We start from the raw sequence: 15,289 nt of genomic DNA, 5'->3' as shown, positions 1-15,289 counted from the left end.
AAGCCCGTCGAAAGACGGCTATTTTCGCGTCGAACCATGCGCCAAGGCCCTCGCGGCCGCCTCCCGCTTTTGCAAGCGCCACACAAGTCCAAGGATTCGCCCATGACAGGCTTCGATCGCCAGACGATCTCCGACACCACCGCCAAGATGTTGCTCGAAGTGCAGGCGGTGCACTTCAACGCCGAAAAACCGTACATCTTCACGTCCGGCTGGGCGAGCCCGGTGTATATCGACTGCCGCAAGCTGATCTCGTACCCGCGCGTGCGCCGCGGCCTGATGGAAATGGCCGAAGCGACCATTCTGCGCGACGTTGGCTACGAGCAGATCGACGCGGTCGCCGGCGGCGAAACCGCTGGCATCCCGTTCGCGGCCTGGATCGCCGACCGCCTGATGGTGCCGATGCAATACGTGCGCAAGAAGCCGAAGGGTTTCGGCCGTAATGCGCAGATCGAAGGCCTGCTGACCGAAGGTCAGCGCGTGCTGCTGGTCGAAGATCTGACCACCGACAGCCGCAGCAAGATCAACTTCATCAACGCGCTGCGCACTGCCGGCGCGACGGTGAATCACTGCTTCGTGCTCTTCCACTACAACATCTTCAAGGAGAGCGTGTCGGTGCTGAAGGATATCGACGTCGATCTGCACGCGCTCGCCACGTGGTGGGACGTGCTGCGCGTCGCGAAAGAGCAAGGCTACTTCGAAACGAAGACGCTCGACGAAGTCGAGAAATTCCTGCACGCGCCGGCAGAATGGTCGGCGGCGCACGGCGGCGCAACCGCTGCTCCGCAATAAGATTTGCAGCCGTAGAGCAATAAAAAATAAAGAGCCGCGGATTAAAATCAGCGGCTCTTTTTATTTGGCTGCGAAATAGCTTCAAACAGCCTACAGCGAATTCGGATTTGGCAACGATGAATCGTCGAGCGAGCCGTCGCCGGAATAGGCTGAAAGATTCATCAAACCGTTGCTTTGCGCGTACTGAAACAACTCGGAATCACGTTCGATGCCGAGTTTTCGCATTGCAGTGTTCTTTTGCGTGCTGATTGTCTTGATACTGCGCCGCAATTGCCCCGCGATTTCCGTAATCGTCATGCCCGAAACGAACAGGCGCACCACTTCGAGTTCGCGTTTGGACAGGATCACGCTGCGCTGCTGACCGTTGGCACCGAGCCCCATGCTGTCGAGCGCGGCTTTCACGGACGGTCCGAGATACTCCTGCCCGCGCATCACATGCTGGATCGCCCAGCCGATGTGATTCATGTCGTCGGCCTTGTTGATCACCGACATGACGCCCACTTCGCGCAAACGTTTGAGCAAGGCCGGATTTTCGAGCATTGTCAGCACGACGAGCTTCAGCCGCGGGAACTGCCGGCCGATGTAGCCGAGCAAGGGCATGCCGTCGCCGTAGGAGCCGCCGGGCATGGCGAGATCGGTGACGAGGACGTCGCATGGCAACTTCTGGAGCAACTGGATGAGTTCCGTCGACTGACGGGCCTGCCCGACGACATCGACCTCGGGAAACTTGTTCAACGCCTGCGTCGCGCCAAATAGAATCACCGGATGATCGTCTGCAATGATGACCTTTATTCGCTGGCTCATTTATAACTCCTGTATATCGGGCGTTTGGGTGCCGCGCGAATCTGCGTCAAATTACTCATTTCAACATTCAATAGAGTCAAAAGTCATCGCCGTCAAGGCGCTGCGCGCTACGTCCAAACCGGTGAGCGCACAGTGCGCCATCGGTTAAGTCTCAAGGAATCCAAGCTTTAATGCTTTGTTGCAATGTTAAACTGCAAGCTGCGAGGAAGCGCATCACTGAGACAAAAAACATCGTTGCAGCTAGCGAAACGCTGCTATAACGCGCGACGATACTGACAGGAGTTCAGCCCATGCGCCTCACCGGCCGACGCGTGAGTTCGACTGGCCATGCCGCATCAGTGCTGTTCATCGCCGTGGCCGCGGCGATTTTCCCGAATTCGCGCGAGGCCGCGGCCGATCCCGTCTTCACCGTGACGAGCACGGATCTCGCGCCGGGCAAGGTCATCGGGCACGATCTGCTTTTCGATCAGGCCGACTGCAAGGGCGGCAACCGCTCGCCGCAGATTTCCTGGCACGGCGCACCCCAGAACGCACGCAGCTTCGCCGTGACCATCTTCGATCCCGATGCGCCTGGGCGCGGCTGGTGGCATTGGGCGGTCGTGGGCATTCCCGTCGGCACGGACAAGCTGCCGAACAACGCGAGCGCCTCCGGCGTGTTGCGCAAGATGGGCGCGATCGAAGCGCGCAACGACTGGGACACCGACGGCTACGGCGGCCCTTGCCCGCCCCCCGGCAAGCCGCACCGCTACGTCGTGACCGTGTACGCACTCGACGGCACCGATCTGCGCCTGCGCCAGGGCACGCCCGCGCTGATGTTCGAGCACGAAATCCGCACGATGACCATCGCCAGCGCGCAACTCACCTTCACATACGGCCGGTAGTCTGACGTCGAGAACCGTGCGGTTGCGCCGGTCGGCCGGAAATTGTCTTTGCTAGACTGGGCCGGACCGTCCGCAAGGTACGCCCTGGGCGCGTGCCGCGGCGCACGGAACGACTCGGGGAAACCATGCCGAACATCATCATCGTGTATCACAGCGGCTACGGCCATACGAAGAAGGCCGCCGAAGCCGTGCTCGCCGGCGCGGCCGACGCCGGCGCGAACGTGAAACTGATCGCCGTCAGCGACATCGACGACGCCGCCTGGGCCGAGCTCGACGCCGCCGACGCCATCGTGTTCGGCGCGCCGACCTACATGGGCGGGCCATCCGCCGATTTCAAAAAGTTCGCCGACGCGAGTTCGAAGCCGTGGTTCGCGCAAAAATGGAAGGACAAGATCGCGGCCGGCTTCACGAATTCGGCGCACATGAACGGCGACAAATTCCTGACCATTTCCTATTTCGTCACGCTGGCGATGCAGCACGGGATGATCTGGGTCGGCACGGGCCTGATGCCGTCGAACACGAAGGCGGCCACGCGCAACGACCTGAACTTCGTCGGCGGCTTCACGGGCCTGCTCACGCAATCGCCCGCGGATGCGTCTCCCGAGGAAGCGCCGCCGCCCGGCGATCTGGAAACGGCGAGGGTTTTCGGCGCACGCATCGCGGCGGTGACGGCGCGCTGGATCGGCCATCACGGCGACGTCGAAAACGGCGGACATCAACCCGCCTCGGAATCGCCTTAGAATGTCGGTTTTGCGGCGCGCAACCGCACGAACCAGCGAGATCGAGATGACCACGAAAGTATTTGTCGACGGACAGGAAGGCACCACCGGCCTGAAGATTTTCGAATATCTGTCGCAGCGCCGTGACATCGAAGTGCTGCGCATCGAGGAAGCGAAGCGCAAGGACGTCGAGGAGCGCCGCCGGCTCATCAACGCATCGGACGTGACGTTCCTGTGCCTGCCGGATGTCGCGTCGCGCGAGTCCGTTTCGCTCGTCGCGCCGGACAACGCGCGCACCGTGATGATCGACGCCAGCACCGCGTTCCGCACGCAGGACGACTGGGCGTACGGCCTGCCGGAGTTGTCGCGTGCGCAGCGCGAGCGCCTGCGCACGTCGAAGCGCATCGCGGTGCCGGGCTGCCACGCGTCGGCGTTCGTGCTGTCGGTGCAGCCGCTCGTCGCGGGCGGTCTCGTTCCCGCCGATTTCAACGCCCACGCCTACTCGATCACCGGCTACAGCGGCGGCGGCAAGAAGATGATCGCGGAGTACGAAGCGGGCGGCAACGAGAAGCTCACGAGCCCGCGCCCGTATGCGCTCGGTCTCACGCACAAGCATCTGCCGGAAATGTCGGTGCGCACGGGTCTGAAGCGCGCGCCGATTTTCACGCCGATCGTCGGTTCGTTCCTGAAGGGCCTCGCCGTGACGACGTATTTCTCGCCGGATCAGCTCGCGCGCCCCGCCAAGCCGCAGGACGTGCGTGACATGCTCGCCGAGTATTACAACAACGAGCCGTTCGTGCGCGTGATGCCGTTCGACGCCGCGAGCAATCTCGACGACGGTTTCTTCGATGTGCAGGCGTGCAATGAAACGAATCGCGTCGACATTTTCGTCTTCGGCAACGACGAGCGCTTCGTGACCGTGGCGCGGCTCGACAATCTGGGCAAAGGCGCGTCGGGCGCGGCGATCCAGTGTATGAATCTGGCGATCGGCGCGGACGAGGAGTCGGGCCTCGCCCGCTGATTGCGCTTCCTCTAGACAAAAAGGCCGGTTCGCTCGACGCGGATCGGCCTTTTTTATATCTGTCGATGCGGCGCAGCATCGAAACGTAAAGACGAAAAAAAGCCCGCCAAGGCTGGCGGGCTGAATCCATATCAGTGGAGACATGGAGGAGACAGGAGTAAATATATCAAGAATATTGGTGCGTCGCAACATTACGTGTTGCGGCACGCTGACGCAGCGCTGCAACCCGAAATCAGGGCTGCATCATCGAGAGGATGAACTGGAGTTGATCGGCTGATATCGGCTTCACGAGATGCACGTCGAAACCGGCTTCGAGCGTCATTTCCCGATGTTGCGGCTGCCCCCAGCCCGTCAGCGCGACGAGCATCATCGCGTGGCCGTGGGGCAATGTGCGCAGCGCGCGCGCCGCCGCGAGGCCGTCGACGAGCGGCATGCCGAGATCGAGGACCACGACTTCCGGATCGAACTGCGCGGCGACTTCGACGGCCTGCGCGCCGTTTGCCGCGAGCGCGACTTCGTAGCCCATGCCGGTCAGCAGATTCGCGAGGCCGGCGAGCGCATCGTCGTCGTCATCGGCTATCAGGATGCGCTTGCTCACGATGGCCTCATTGGGAACCGTCAATCTCGAGCTTCAGTGTGTTCGGTCCGGCCTGCGCCGCCGTGATCCCGGTGCGCGCGCCGCGTGCGCCCAGATAGAAGTGCTGGCGCGCGGGCGAATTCTGGTCGTGCGTGGCATCGGGCAGGCACGACGCGATGTCCGCCGCGACGCTCTGCAGCGCGTCGGCGCTGGAACCGCCGTGCGGCGTCCACGTGCATCGATAGTTGCTTTGGGAGGCGGCGCACTTCGCGTCGTCGCCATAGGGCAGCGCGACCGGACGGCCGTCGAATGCGGATAGCGACGAGAAATTGGGCGCCGCCGCCACGATGCGCTTGAGCGCGTCGCACGGGCTCGGGGTGTCGTCGGCACGCGCGGGCGCCGCTGCCAGTACGCCGAAGCAGAGCGGCAAGACGGCCAAAGCGGCACGTCGGCCAGACGGATGCATGAGGCGTCTCCCTTTTGCTGTTCTTTTCATTCCGCCGCGTACCGGACGAGCGCGACTATGCGCCCGGCATTCGCGCATGTATGTTCGAAAGCGAATGAAGCACTGCAAACGGAAGCAACTCGCGCACCCGTTTATGCAGACGTTTGACGTGTCAGTGACGCACGAGCGCCATCATCGCGCCGAAGCCGACGAACACGCCGCCTGTCAGCCGGTTGAACGCCTGCGCGACGCTCGCGCTCTTCAGCTTGTCGCCGATGCGCGCGCCGAGTCCCGCGTACACGGCGTACCAGCTCACTTCGATGACCGCGAACGTCGATACGAGCACCGCGAATTGCGGCAGCACCGGCCGGCTGGCGTCGATGAACTGCGGCAGCAGCGCCGCCGCGAAGAGGATCGCCTTCGGATTGCTGCTCGCGACGAGAAAGCCATTTCGAAAGAGCGTGAAACGCCCGGAAGAGCGCGTGGCGCCGCTTTCATCGCGGATATCGATCGCGCTCGCCTTCGCGCGCCAGCTTTTCACGCCGAGCCAGACGAGATACGCCGCGCCGGTCAGACGCAGCGTGTCGAAGAGGCGCGGCCATGCGTCGAGAAACACGCCCAGACCCGCCGCCGATACCGACAACATGATGACGAGCGCCGTGAGACAGCCGGCCATGGTCGCCGTCGAGCGCCTGAGGCCGTGACGCGCGCCGTGCGTCATGACGAGCAGCATGTTGGGACCGGGAATCGCGGAAACGACGAAGACAGTGGCGACGAACAGCCACCAGAGATGCAGGCTCATTGCGGCGTGACGAAGAAGGAAACGGGATTCGCATTATGCCGTCCGCCCTCGCCGATTCGGGCAGAACCGCGCTTTCGCCACACCGCACATAGGGAATCAGCGCCCCGCGCGGCGCGCCGCCACCTGACCGAGCACGGCGAAATCCTTCTCGCCGTCGCCGTGGGCGAGTGCATCGACGAGGTTGTCGCGCACGACGCTCGCCACGGGCAGCGGCACGTTGACGGCATCGCCGGCGGCGATCGCGAGACGCACGTCCTTCAGCCCGAGACGCGCCTTGAAGAGCGCCGGCTCGTAGCGGCGCTCGGCAATCATCTTCCCGTAGCCCTGATACACGGGCCCGGGAAACAGCGAATTCGTGATGACGTCGAGCAGCGTCTGCGACTCGATGCCGTGGCCGCTCACAAGCGCCGCCGCCTCGCCGAAGCTCTCGATCGCCGACGCCAGCATGAAATTCGCCGCGAGCTTGAGCACGTTCGCGTGCTGCGGCTCGCTGCCGACGCGCCAGGTTTTCTGGCCGAGCGCATCGAGCACGGGCTGCACGCGGTCGATCGCGTCGCTCGCGCCCGCCGCGAGAATGTTGAGCTTGCCCGCCGCCGCGACGTCCGGCCGCCCGAGCACCGGCGCGGCGACATATGCGACGCCGTGCTGCGCATGAAGTTCGGCGAGTTCGACGGCGAGCGCCGCTGAAATCGTCGCCATGTTGACGTGCACGAGTCCCTTCGGCGCGTGCTTGAGCAAGCCGCCATCGACGAGCACGGAGCGCAGCGCGTTGTCGTCGGCGAGCATGGAAAACACCGCGTCGCCGGCGAAGGCCTGCTCGGGCGTATCGACCACCGACGCGCCCTGATCGGCGAGCGTTCGCGTCTTGTCGCGCGAGCGGTTCCAGACGCGCACCGTGTGCCCTGCCTTGAGCGCGCGCTCCGCCATCGCGCCGCCCATTTCCCCCAGTCCGATGAATCCGATATCCATGCTCGTGCACTCCTTCGCCTTGTCCGTCTGCCGCGCGCTTGACGCCGCGCGGACCGAGCGCCAGTAGAGCACATCGACGCAAAGCGCGCTCAGGCGCCCGATGCCATACTGCTGCATGGTCAAGGCGCGCTTTCACTTCCATCGCGAACTGAACGATTTCCTCGCTCGATCCCTGCGCGGGCATACGTTCGTGTGCGCGTGCGCGAAGTCTTCGTCGACCAAGCACATGATCGAGGCGCTCGGCGTGCCGCATACGGAAGTGGATCTGATCGCGAAGGCCGGCCGCGCGGTCGGTTTCGACGCGCAGATCGAGCCGGACGATCTCATCGAGGTGTATCCCGCGCGTCAGGCACCCGCCGGCATGGAAAACGGCGCGCTATTGCTACGGCCGCCGCTCGACGCCGCGGGTCTCAGTTTCATCGCCGATGCGCATCTCGGCGGGCTCGCGCAACTGCTGCGGCTCGCGGGCTTCGACACGCGCTACGACAACAACTTCCCCGACGATGAAATCGAGCAGCTCGCGCAGGACGAGGCGCGCATCGTCCTCACGCGCGATCGCGAACTGCTCAAGCGTCGCACCGTTCTGCACGGATGCTACGTGCGCACGCTGCAAGCCGACGACCAGTTCCGCGAAGTCTCGGAGCGCTTCGATCTCGGGCCGCACGTGCGCGCGTTCCGTCTGTGTCTGATGTGCAACGCGCCGTTGCGTCCGGCCGCGCCTGGCGAAATCGATGACCGCGTGCCCGAAGGCGTGCGCGAGCGGCATGCGCGCTTCGTGACCTGCGACGTGTGTCGTCGTGTGTTCTGGGAAGGTTCGCACTGGCGACGCATGCGGGCGCGCATCGATGCGCTGGCAGAGGCCGGCCGCTGAAGTCCGTTCACATACAATACTGCGTTTGCAATCAATCGTCGGACCGGAGCATCGCGTGAACAAATTCGAACTGGAACAGACCAAGGCGTTCAAACTCGCCAACGATCTCAAGCAAGGCGGCCGTGGCCGCGCGGGCGCCGCGGATGCGCAGAAGATCGACCGGCGCGAGCAGCGCAAGCTCGATCAGGCGAAAGGGCTCGTGCCATTCGCATGCAAGCTCGATGAAAAGCTCGTCAAGCAGTTGAAGGAGCGCGCCGAAACGCATGAAGGCGGTATGACGGAAGTGCTGGCGGAGTTGCTGGTGAAGGCCGGGTTGGAGCGGTAAGCGCTAGTTGTCGCCGTAGTGGCCGCGGCAGCGAACGATGACAAGATGCTCGTCCGTGACGAGATACACGACGCGATTCCTCTCGTCGATGCGCCGCGACCACGCCTGATCGCGCTTAAGCGGCTCGGGCTTGCCCCTTCCCTTGAATGGGCTGCGGCAGGATTCGTTGATCAGGCCCGTCAGCCGATCGAAGATCTTGGCATCCGTGCCGCGCCAGAAATGGTAGTCGAGCCAGCTCGGCATCAAAAACTTCACGCCGCGCGCCATCATCCGGCCTGCTTCGTTCGCTTCGCAAACAAGCTGCGGAACATCTCGAAGAACGAGATTTTCGACGCTCGCACTCCGCTTTCGATCGCTCGCCTGCCCCGCACGCGCGCAGACTTTCCACCGGGCGACGCTTCTTCCTCTTCGAGATCTTCCGGCGAAAGGAGCGTGATTCCCCGTGCCTTACACTGCTCCAGCGCCTCATCGACGGACCGCCGGCACAATTCGTTTTCGACTTCCTGGAGACGCGCCGCGTACAACTCCAGCCGCTCCTTCGATACAACGACCAGCTCCTCCGAATCCAGCAACGGCATCGCGCCCCACTCGCTCAACCGCCCGCCTTCCCGCGCTTCGTCCTAATCCCGCTCGATTAATTCAACCATCCTAACCATATTCCACCCGCGCACTCGAACAACGATGCGCCGATTATGACCGCCAACGCCCGCGCGATGCCACCTGTCCGAACGGAATAGGAAGAATCGCCGTCACAGGCCGCGCGCTTCGTCGACGTCGGCGTGACGCGTCGCCGGAATGCACGCCACCGCGATCAGCGAGAGCGTGAGCCCGGCCATCACATAGAAGGTCGGCGCGAGCTGCGACTCCGTCACGCGGATGAGCCACGTCACGATGAACTGCCCAAAGCCGCCGAAGATCATCACCGCGATGTTGTATGCGAGCGAAAGCCCCGTCGAGCGCACGTGCGCCGGAAACAACTCCGCGATGAGCGCGCCGAACGGCCCATAGTAGCCCGACAGCGCGATCGACAGCAGCGCCTGTACGACGACGAGCCGCATCACGCTCGGCTCCGCCGCGAGCCACGCGAAGAGCGGATAGATGATGACGAGCGTGATCGCGAGCGACCACAGCGACAGCCCCTTGCGCCCGATGCGATCCGACCACGCACCCGTGATCGGCGAAAGCACCGTCAGCAGCAGATTGCCGACGATCAACGCCGTGAACGACTGCCCGAACGGCAGCTTCAATTGCTTGACGGCGAACGTCGGCAGATAGGCGATCAGCACGTACACGCTCACCGTCAGCGCGATCACCGAGCCGAGCCCGCACAGCACTTCGCGGCTATGCGTGCGGAACACTTCGCCGAGCGTCGCGCGGCGCGCGGTTTTCTTCGCGTGCAGGAACGCTTCGGTATCGGCCATGTTGCGGCGGATATACAGTCCGATCGGCCCGATCACGAGACCGAAGATGAACGGCACGCGCCAGCCCCAGGAATCGAGCGCTTCGGGCGACAATCCGCGCGAGATCGCCGACCCGACGATCGCGCCGAGCAGCAGCGACGCCGCCTGGCTCGCCATCTGGAAGCTGCCGTAGAAGCCGCGTTTGGAGAACGGCGCCGCTTCGATCAGGAGCGCGGTCGAACTGCCGAACTCGCCGCCCGCGGAAAATCCCTGCAACAGCCGCGCGAACACGATGACGAGCGGCGCGCCGATGCCGATCGCCGAGTACGGCGGCGCAATCGCCAGAAGGAAAATGCCGAGCGTCATCAATCCGATGACGAGCGTCAGCGCCGCCTTGCGCCCCGCGCGATCCGCGTACAGCCCGAGAACGATGCCGCCGACCGGCCGCATCACGAACGCGACGCCGAAGGTCGCGGTGGTCAGAAGAATCGACGAATAGTCGCTGCTGCCCGGAAAGAACAATCGGGCGATGACGACCGTCATGAAGCCGAACACGGTGAAGTCGTACCACTCCAGCGCGTTGCCGATGACCGCCGCCGTCACGGCGCGCGCGTTCATTGCTCTTCCTGGCATGCGATCCCCTGAGGTCGTTGGCATCGGACGTACGCGCTAAAGATGCGCACGCGCGGCTCTTTTTGCCTCGCCGAGTGTAAAGACGGTTTTTCCCGCGATCAAGCTAAATGAAAACGAAGAAAAGCGCGCCGGGCCTTTCGGCCGGGCGCGCTTCCCGAATGACGTCTGTTGCGCTTATGCCTTCTTCACATACGCGCTGCACCAGCCCTTCGACGCGACCTGCTTGTTGCTGAACATCGGGCACGGCGCGTAGGCGTCCGTCGGCTTACCCTGATAGAACTGACAGTTGCCGCAGTCCTGGCCGGCGGCGTACTTCGCGTACTTGGCCTTGTCGACCTTGCTCGCGTCTTCCTTGTAGCCGAGTGCCTGCGCGGTGGGATCGTTTTCCGCGACTTTCGGTGCGTCGGCGGCGAAGGCGGCCTTCGAGCCGAGCGCGAACGTCGAGGCGACGCCCACGCTCGTAATGAGAAACGTGCGACGTGATGTCTTCATGGTGACTCACTCCATGTTGTATTGGGGGAAGCGCCGTTCTTGGCGACGGCGATACCCGAGCATAGCAATCTGGAAGCGAGTCGACGACGCCAAATGTTAGAGATAAGCGACGGCGGAAAGTCGCATGCGCGTCAGCGCGCCATGTCGGCGACGCGTTCGCCGATCGCGAGCGACGCCGTCAATCCCGGCGATTCCATGCCGAACAGGTTCACCAGCCCCGGCACGCCGTGCGCCGATTTACCCTGGATCACGAAATCCGCCGCCGCCTGTCCCGGCCCGGACAGCTTCGGCCGGATGCCGGCGTAGGCGGGCTGCAAGGCGTTGTCGGGTAGGCCGGGCCAGTAGGCGCGGATCGCGGCATAGAAAGAATCGGCGCGGCGCGGATCGACGTCGTAATTGAGCGTCGGCACCCATTCGACGTCCGGGCCGAATTTCGCCTGCCCGCCGAGATCGATCGTCAGATGAACGCCGAGGCCGGCTTCGTTGGGCATCGGATAGATGAGCCGCTCGAACGGCGCGCGCCCGCTCACGCTGAAATAGTTGCCCTTCGCGAAGTAGAGCGGCGGCACGTGACGGTCGTCGAGTCCGCGAATGCTCCGCGCGAGCTCGTTCGCGTGCAGCCCCGCGCTGTTGATGAGAAACGAGGCACGAAAGCGCGCCGGCGATTCGCCGCCCGTCTCGACGATGAAACAGCCCTCGCGCGCATCGATCGATGTGACCGGCGTGTGGAACACGATATTCGCGCCGTGATTTTCCGCCTCGCCCTGCAGCGCGAGCATGTACTGATGGCTGTCGACGATGCCCGTCAGCGGCGACCACACCGCCTCGACGCATTGCAGTTGCGGCTCCATCTCCGACGCCTGCGCGCCGCTGATGCGCACGAGCCCTTTCACGCGATTCTCGGTGCCCTTCTGTTCGAGCGCCGCCAGTTGCGGCACCTGATTGCGCGCCGTCGCGACGAGCAGCTTGCCGCATTGCCGGTGCGGCACGCCGTGTTCCTGGCAGAACGCGTAGAGCATGTCGCGCCCGCGCACGCACAGCTCGGCCTTGAGCGATCCGCGCGGATAGTAGATGCCGGCGTGGATCACTTCGCTGTTGCGCGAACTCGTGCCGATGCCGATGCCCTCGCCCGACTCCAGCACGATGACCTCGCGCCCGCGTTTGGCCAGGGCGCGGGCGATCGCCAGTCCGACGACGCCCGCTCCGATTACCACGCACTCGATCCGATCCATGTCTTCTTCCGCGGCAAATTTGTCCCAACTATTTTACGTTCGGGACTATTGCGCGATACACAACAAACACACATCAATTGCATCGTTTTCCGGTGCAATTCAGAAAAAGGCAAGAATCTGGCCGCCAGATGTCAAAAATGACAGGTTTTGACGGCCTTTTTGGCAAATTTCGAAAGACGCGCGTTTTAGAAACCCATCGCTTTTTTGCGCGAATTGCGGTCGATCTGGATATCGCGCGCCTCTACACGATGTCTTCCGTCGATCCGCGCATTGCCGAACGCGTTGAGCATCGCGCGCCGCATGCCGCGCGGCGACGCCTGCGTCAACGCGTCGAGAGGCGCGTCGCCGAGCGTTTCCGGGAAGCGCGCGCCCCACGCGTGGGCATTGCGGATTCCGGCGTAAATCGACTGCGCGATGCGCCGCGCGCCGTCGCGGTCGGGCGCCGGAATCTCGTAGACGTTCATGCGGTTCATGAGCGGCTCGGGAATCGCGCGGGCGTCGTTGGCCGTCGCGATCCACACGACGTTGCCCGCGTTGATCGGCACCTCGGCGAATTCATCGACGAACGTCTGCGCCGTGTCGTGCTCCAGCAGCGCGTAGAGCGCGCCGAGCGGATCGTATTGCGCGTCGCCGGTGGCCTTGTCGATTTCATCGACGGTCATGACGGGATTCGCGTAGCTGCCGTTCACGAGCGCGTCGAAGACCTTTCCCGGCTTCGCGTTGCGCCATTGCGACGACGCGCCCGACAGGATCCAGCCCGCCGTGAGCGAGCTCATCGCGACATAGTGATTCGACGTGCCCAGCAGCCGCGCGAGCTGTTTCGCGAAATGCGTCTTGCCGATGCCCGGCTCGCCGAGCAGCAGCATCGGCATGAGTTCGAGGCGATCCTCGGTTTCGAGGCACAGCGCGATCTGCTTGCGGATATCGGCCAGCGGTTCCTCGAAGTTCGGCAGCTCGGCGGCGAGATCGTCGACGGACGGCATGCGGTTCGGCTTCACGCAAAAGCGTAGATTGCCCGCCTTGAGCATTTTTTCGTAGGTGGCGCGCAAGGCGTCGCTCGCGCCTTCGGGCAGGTCGTTGAGCGCGGTTTCCACGTCGTCGAGACTGTAGACCTTGCTGAACGATGCCACCGCCAGTTCCTGTTTGACCACGGCCGTCGTCATGTCACACCCCGTCATATTTTATGGTCGACGAGTCCAGTGTATCGACGCCAAAACCGCATGCAAGCGAGCAGTCGAACGCGTGTGCTGCTAATTGGGACGCCCGTTTTCGTCGATACGGCCGCGAGCGGCGCGCGCTAGTATCATCGTTCTGATCGAGGCGGCGAGCGGGTTCGAAACCTGCTCCGTCTCAAGCCACAATTGTGTGTTTCGCGGCCTGGCAGAACCGGACCCGAGCCGCCGTGTCAGAGGGAAGTCGCCGGGAACGCCGATCCCGCGGTCGCGTCGAACCGCGCCGCCATCCGAACAGTTCGCGCGCAGGAGTCGCTTTCAATGCATAAAACGCTACGCACCGCTTTTCTCAACGCCGCGCTCGTGACGGGCGCCTGTTTCGCCGCATTCGGCGCGCGCGCGCAATCCACGTCCACGCAGCCGGTGACCTGGGAATTGCAGGTCGTGCGCGACGGGCAACAGATCGACTCGTTTTCCGGCACGACGAACGTCGGGCAGGCGCGCACCGATACGCATCACAACAAGGTGAGCAACCGCGTCGGGTGCGCGGATCAGAAAGCGGGCGACATCGACCTGCAACGCACGATCACCATCTCGCCGACGAACGCGAACGCCGACGGCATCACGCTCGCCATCGACGCTCAGGAAACCTTGCAGGACGACAGCTCGCGCGCGTCGCCGTCCGGCTGCAAGCTGCCGCCGGTGCCGCGTCAGGTCAGCGGATCGCATCCGGGGCTCGTTCTCAAGCCGGGCGAATGGGGACAATGGCAGATCATCGACAGCAATCCGTCGCTTGCGTACCGGGTGCGCGCGAGCCTGGGCTCGTCGACGGCGGCGCAATGACAACCGCGGTGACATAGCCTGAAGAGGCCGCCGCTCAAGACGAAGAACGCATGCGAAACCCAGAACATCTTCCGCCAGGCCCGTCCGCTCATTCGGCTACGCCGGATTTCACGGCGGTCAGCTGGAATCTTCACAAGGGCCGCTCGCCCCTCGGCCTGCGCGCGTGGAACGCGATGCAGCGGTGGGTTCAGACCACCAACGCCGATGTCTATTTTCTGCAGGAAGCGATGGCGCGGCGCATGCCGCAGCCCGTGCTCGCGAGCGGCTTCGGCAATCCGCTCAACGCGCCGCTCGACGATGTCTGGCATTGCCAGGCCACCGAAATCGCCACGGCGCTCGAATTGCAGATCGCGCTCGGGCCGAACGTGTTCAAGCCGTCGTGGCGGCACGGCAACGCGATTCTTTCGCCGCATCCGCTCGATCTGTCCGGGCGCTGGGATATCTCGGCGCATCGTTTCGAAAAGCGCGGCTTGCTGGTCGCGCGCGCGACCTTCGGCGGCCAGGCCATCACCTTGCTGTGCGCGCATCTCGCGCTCACGCGTCAGGCGCGGCTGCGTCAGATGAACTGGATTGCGCACTGGATCGCGAAGGAAGCGCCGGAAGGTCCGCTCGTGCTCGCGGGCGATTTCAACGACTGGCGCAACGACTCGGTGCCGCTCTTCGGCGAGCTCGGCATGAGCGAAGTTGCGACGATGCTCGGCGAATCCGGCCGCACGTTCCCCGCATTTTCACCGGCGCTCGCGCTCGACAAGATGTTCGTGCGCGGCATGAAACCCGTCGAATGGCTGATTCCGACGCAGGACACCGCATGGCTGTCCGATCACCTGCCGTACATGGCGCGGCTGCGCGTGGAATAAGACGCTCAGGATTTCGCGAGCAGCGCTTCGAGATCTTCGACGGTGACGGGCTTCGTCAGATGATGATCGAAGCCCGCGTCGTACGCGCTCTGGCGATCGGCGTCGCTGCCCCAGCCGGTCAGCGCGAGCAGCAGCGCGCTACGGGTCGCGTCGCGCTTTCTCATTTCGCGCGCGACGTCGAAGCCGCTCATGCCCGGCAATCCGATATCGAGCACGACCACTTCCGGTTTGAAATCATCGATCGATGCCAGCGCGCGCGGGCCATCGTGCTCGGTGCGCACTTCGTGGCCGAGCGCTTCGAGCAGCATCGACATCGCAAGCGCTGCATCGACGCTGTCGTCGACGAGCAGGATGCGGCGGCCCTGCGCCGCGCCGCCGCTTGCTTCGGCGGTGGTATTCATGCAATTCCCCGTGAAACGTCGTCGCGCAGAAAAGGACGAAGCGGATGTTCCGGCCC

20 protein-coding genes are annotated in these 15,289 nt (G+C 63.9%); 8 read left to right on the top strand and 12 right to left on the bottom strand.

Annotated elements, in window-relative coordinates; all coding sequences use genetic code 11:
- Positions 1-102: 102 nt before the first annotated feature.
- On the top strand, positions 103-789 hold the full coding sequence (locus tag AWB76_RS35660) for an orotate phosphoribosyltransferase (protein ID WP_008352701.1): 687 nt from the start codon (positions 103-105) through the stop codon (positions 787-789).
- 90 nt (positions 790-879) lie between these two features.
- Here AWB76_RS35660 and AWB76_RS35655 read toward each other — a convergent pair whose 3' ends face one another.
- Positions 880-1,593: a response regulator gene (locus AWB76_RS35655; protein WP_061164788.1), complete on the bottom strand. Its 714-nt coding sequence runs from the start codon at positions 1,591-1,593 to the stop codon at positions 880-882.
- Positions 1,594-1,883: 290 nt separating this feature from the next.
- Between AWB76_RS35655 and AWB76_RS35650 the strand changes: the two genes are divergently transcribed.
- The 3 genes from AWB76_RS35650 to argC all read left to right on the top strand — a co-directional run bounded on the left by AWB76_RS35650 (position 1,884) and on the right by argC (position 4,214).
- A complete protein-coding gene (locus tag AWB76_RS35650) occupies positions 1,884-2,474 on the top strand; it encodes a YbhB/YbcL family Raf kinase inhibitor-like protein (RefSeq protein WP_061164787.1) in 591 nt (196 codons plus the stop codon).
- A 125-nt stretch (positions 2,475-2,599) separates the two neighbouring features.
- Entirely contained in the window at positions 2,600-3,214 is a 615-nt protein-coding gene (locus AWB76_RS35645; protein WP_061164786.1) for a flavodoxin family protein, read from the top strand.
- A gap of 46 nt (positions 3,215-3,260) precedes the next feature.
- Positions 3,261-4,214 (top strand): N-acetyl-gamma-glutamyl-phosphate reductase, encoded by a 954-nt coding sequence (gene argC / locus AWB76_RS35640; protein ID WP_061164804.1) that lies wholly within the window; start codon positions 3,261-3,263, stop codon positions 4,212-4,214.
- 232 nt (positions 4,215-4,446) lie between these two features.
- Here argC and AWB76_RS35635 read toward each other — a convergent pair whose 3' ends face one another.
- From AWB76_RS35635 to AWB76_RS35620, 4 genes are all read right to left on the bottom strand, one after another.
- Positions 4,447-4,812 (bottom strand): response regulator, encoded by a 366-nt coding sequence (locus AWB76_RS35635; protein WP_061164785.1) that lies wholly within the window; start codon positions 4,810-4,812, stop codon positions 4,447-4,449.
- A 7-nt stretch (positions 4,813-4,819) separates the two neighbouring features.
- Complete coding sequence (locus AWB76_RS35630; protein ID WP_061164784.1) at positions 4,820-5,257, bottom strand: hypothetical protein; 438 nt, start codon at positions 5,255-5,257, stop codon at positions 4,820-4,822.
- Positions 5,258-5,408: 151 nt separating this feature from the next.
- Complete coding sequence (locus AWB76_RS35625) at positions 5,409-6,038, bottom strand: LysE family translocator (RefSeq protein WP_061164783.1); 630 nt, start codon at positions 6,036-6,038, stop codon at positions 5,409-5,411.
- Between the two features lie 96 nt (positions 6,039-6,134).
- On the bottom strand, positions 6,135-7,124 hold the full coding sequence (locus tag AWB76_RS35620; RefSeq protein ID WP_279616472.1) for an NAD(P)-dependent oxidoreductase: 990 nt from the start codon (positions 7,122-7,124) through the stop codon (positions 6,135-6,137).
- Here AWB76_RS35620 and AWB76_RS35615 point away from each other — a divergent pair.
- On the top strand, positions 7,123-7,878 hold the full coding sequence (locus tag AWB76_RS35615; protein WP_061164802.1) for a Mut7-C RNAse domain-containing protein: 756 nt from the start codon (positions 7,123-7,125) through the stop codon (positions 7,876-7,878). The two genes, AWB76_RS35620 and AWB76_RS35615, sit on opposite strands and share 2 nt — an antisense overlap.
- Before the next feature lie 55 nt (positions 7,879-7,933).
- Entirely contained in the window at positions 7,934-8,203 is a 270-nt protein-coding gene (locus tag AWB76_RS35610; RefSeq protein WP_061164801.1) for a hypothetical protein, read from the top strand.
- Between the two features lie 3 nt (positions 8,204-8,206).
- Here the strand turns inward: AWB76_RS35610 and AWB76_RS35605 are convergent, their stop codons facing one another.
- From AWB76_RS35605 to AWB76_RS35580, 6 genes are all read right to left on the bottom strand, one after another.
- Positions 8,207-8,473, bottom strand: coding sequence for a Txe/YoeB family addiction module toxin (locus AWB76_RS35605; RefSeq protein ID WP_208606652.1), 267 nt, complete (start codon positions 8,471-8,473; stop codon positions 8,207-8,209).
- Entirely contained in the window at positions 8,470-8,781 is a 312-nt protein-coding gene (locus tag AWB76_RS35600; protein WP_157696294.1) for a hypothetical protein, read from the bottom strand. The genes AWB76_RS35605 and AWB76_RS35600 overlap by 4 nt, the downstream gene beginning before the upstream one ends.
- A gap of 171 nt (positions 8,782-8,952) precedes the next feature.
- Positions 8,953-10,236, bottom strand: coding sequence for an MFS transporter (locus tag AWB76_RS35595; RefSeq protein WP_061164780.1), 1,284 nt, complete (start codon positions 10,234-10,236; stop codon positions 8,953-8,955).
- A 174-nt stretch (positions 10,237-10,410) separates the two neighbouring features.
- A complete protein-coding gene (locus AWB76_RS35590; protein ID WP_061164779.1) occupies positions 10,411-10,728 on the bottom strand; it encodes a high-potential iron-sulfur protein in 318 nt (105 codons plus the stop codon).
- 131 nt (positions 10,729-10,859) lie between these two features.
- Positions 10,860-11,960 carry an NAD(P)/FAD-dependent oxidoreductase gene (locus tag AWB76_RS35585; protein ID WP_061164778.1) on the bottom strand — a complete coding sequence of 367 codons (1,101 nt, stop codon included), beginning with the start codon at positions 11,958-11,960 and terminating at the stop codon, positions 10,860-10,862.
- Between the two features lie 185 nt (positions 11,961-12,145).
- Positions 12,146-13,123 (bottom strand): AAA family ATPase, encoded by a 978-nt coding sequence (locus tag AWB76_RS35580; protein WP_061164777.1) that lies wholly within the window; start codon positions 13,121-13,123, stop codon positions 12,146-12,148.
- A 330-nt stretch (positions 13,124-13,453) separates the two neighbouring features.
- Between AWB76_RS35580 and AWB76_RS35575 the strand changes: the two genes are divergently transcribed.
- On the top strand, positions 13,454-13,975 hold the full coding sequence (locus AWB76_RS35575; protein ID WP_061164776.1) for a hypothetical protein: 522 nt from the start codon (positions 13,454-13,456) through the stop codon (positions 13,973-13,975).
- A 50-nt stretch (positions 13,976-14,025) separates the two neighbouring features.
- Positions 14,026-14,832: an endonuclease/exonuclease/phosphatase family protein gene (locus AWB76_RS35570; RefSeq protein ID WP_061164775.1), complete on the top strand. Its 807-nt coding sequence runs from the start codon at positions 14,026-14,028 to the stop codon at positions 14,830-14,832.
- Positions 14,833-14,837: 5 nt separating this feature from the next.
- Here AWB76_RS35570 and AWB76_RS35565 read toward each other — a convergent pair whose 3' ends face one another.
- Positions 14,838-15,233, bottom strand: coding sequence for a response regulator (locus AWB76_RS35565; protein WP_061164774.1), 396 nt, complete (start codon positions 15,231-15,233; stop codon positions 14,838-14,840).
- Positions 15,234-15,289: the final 56 nt, after the last annotated feature.

This window comes from Caballeronia temeraria, from assembly GCF_001544795.2.
GTDB lineage: Bacteria > Pseudomonadota > Gammaproteobacteria > Burkholderiales > Burkholderiaceae > Caballeronia > Caballeronia temeraria.
Note: the sequence above shows the minus strand (reverse complement) of the source record. Positions and strands in the feature narration are given on the sequence as shown.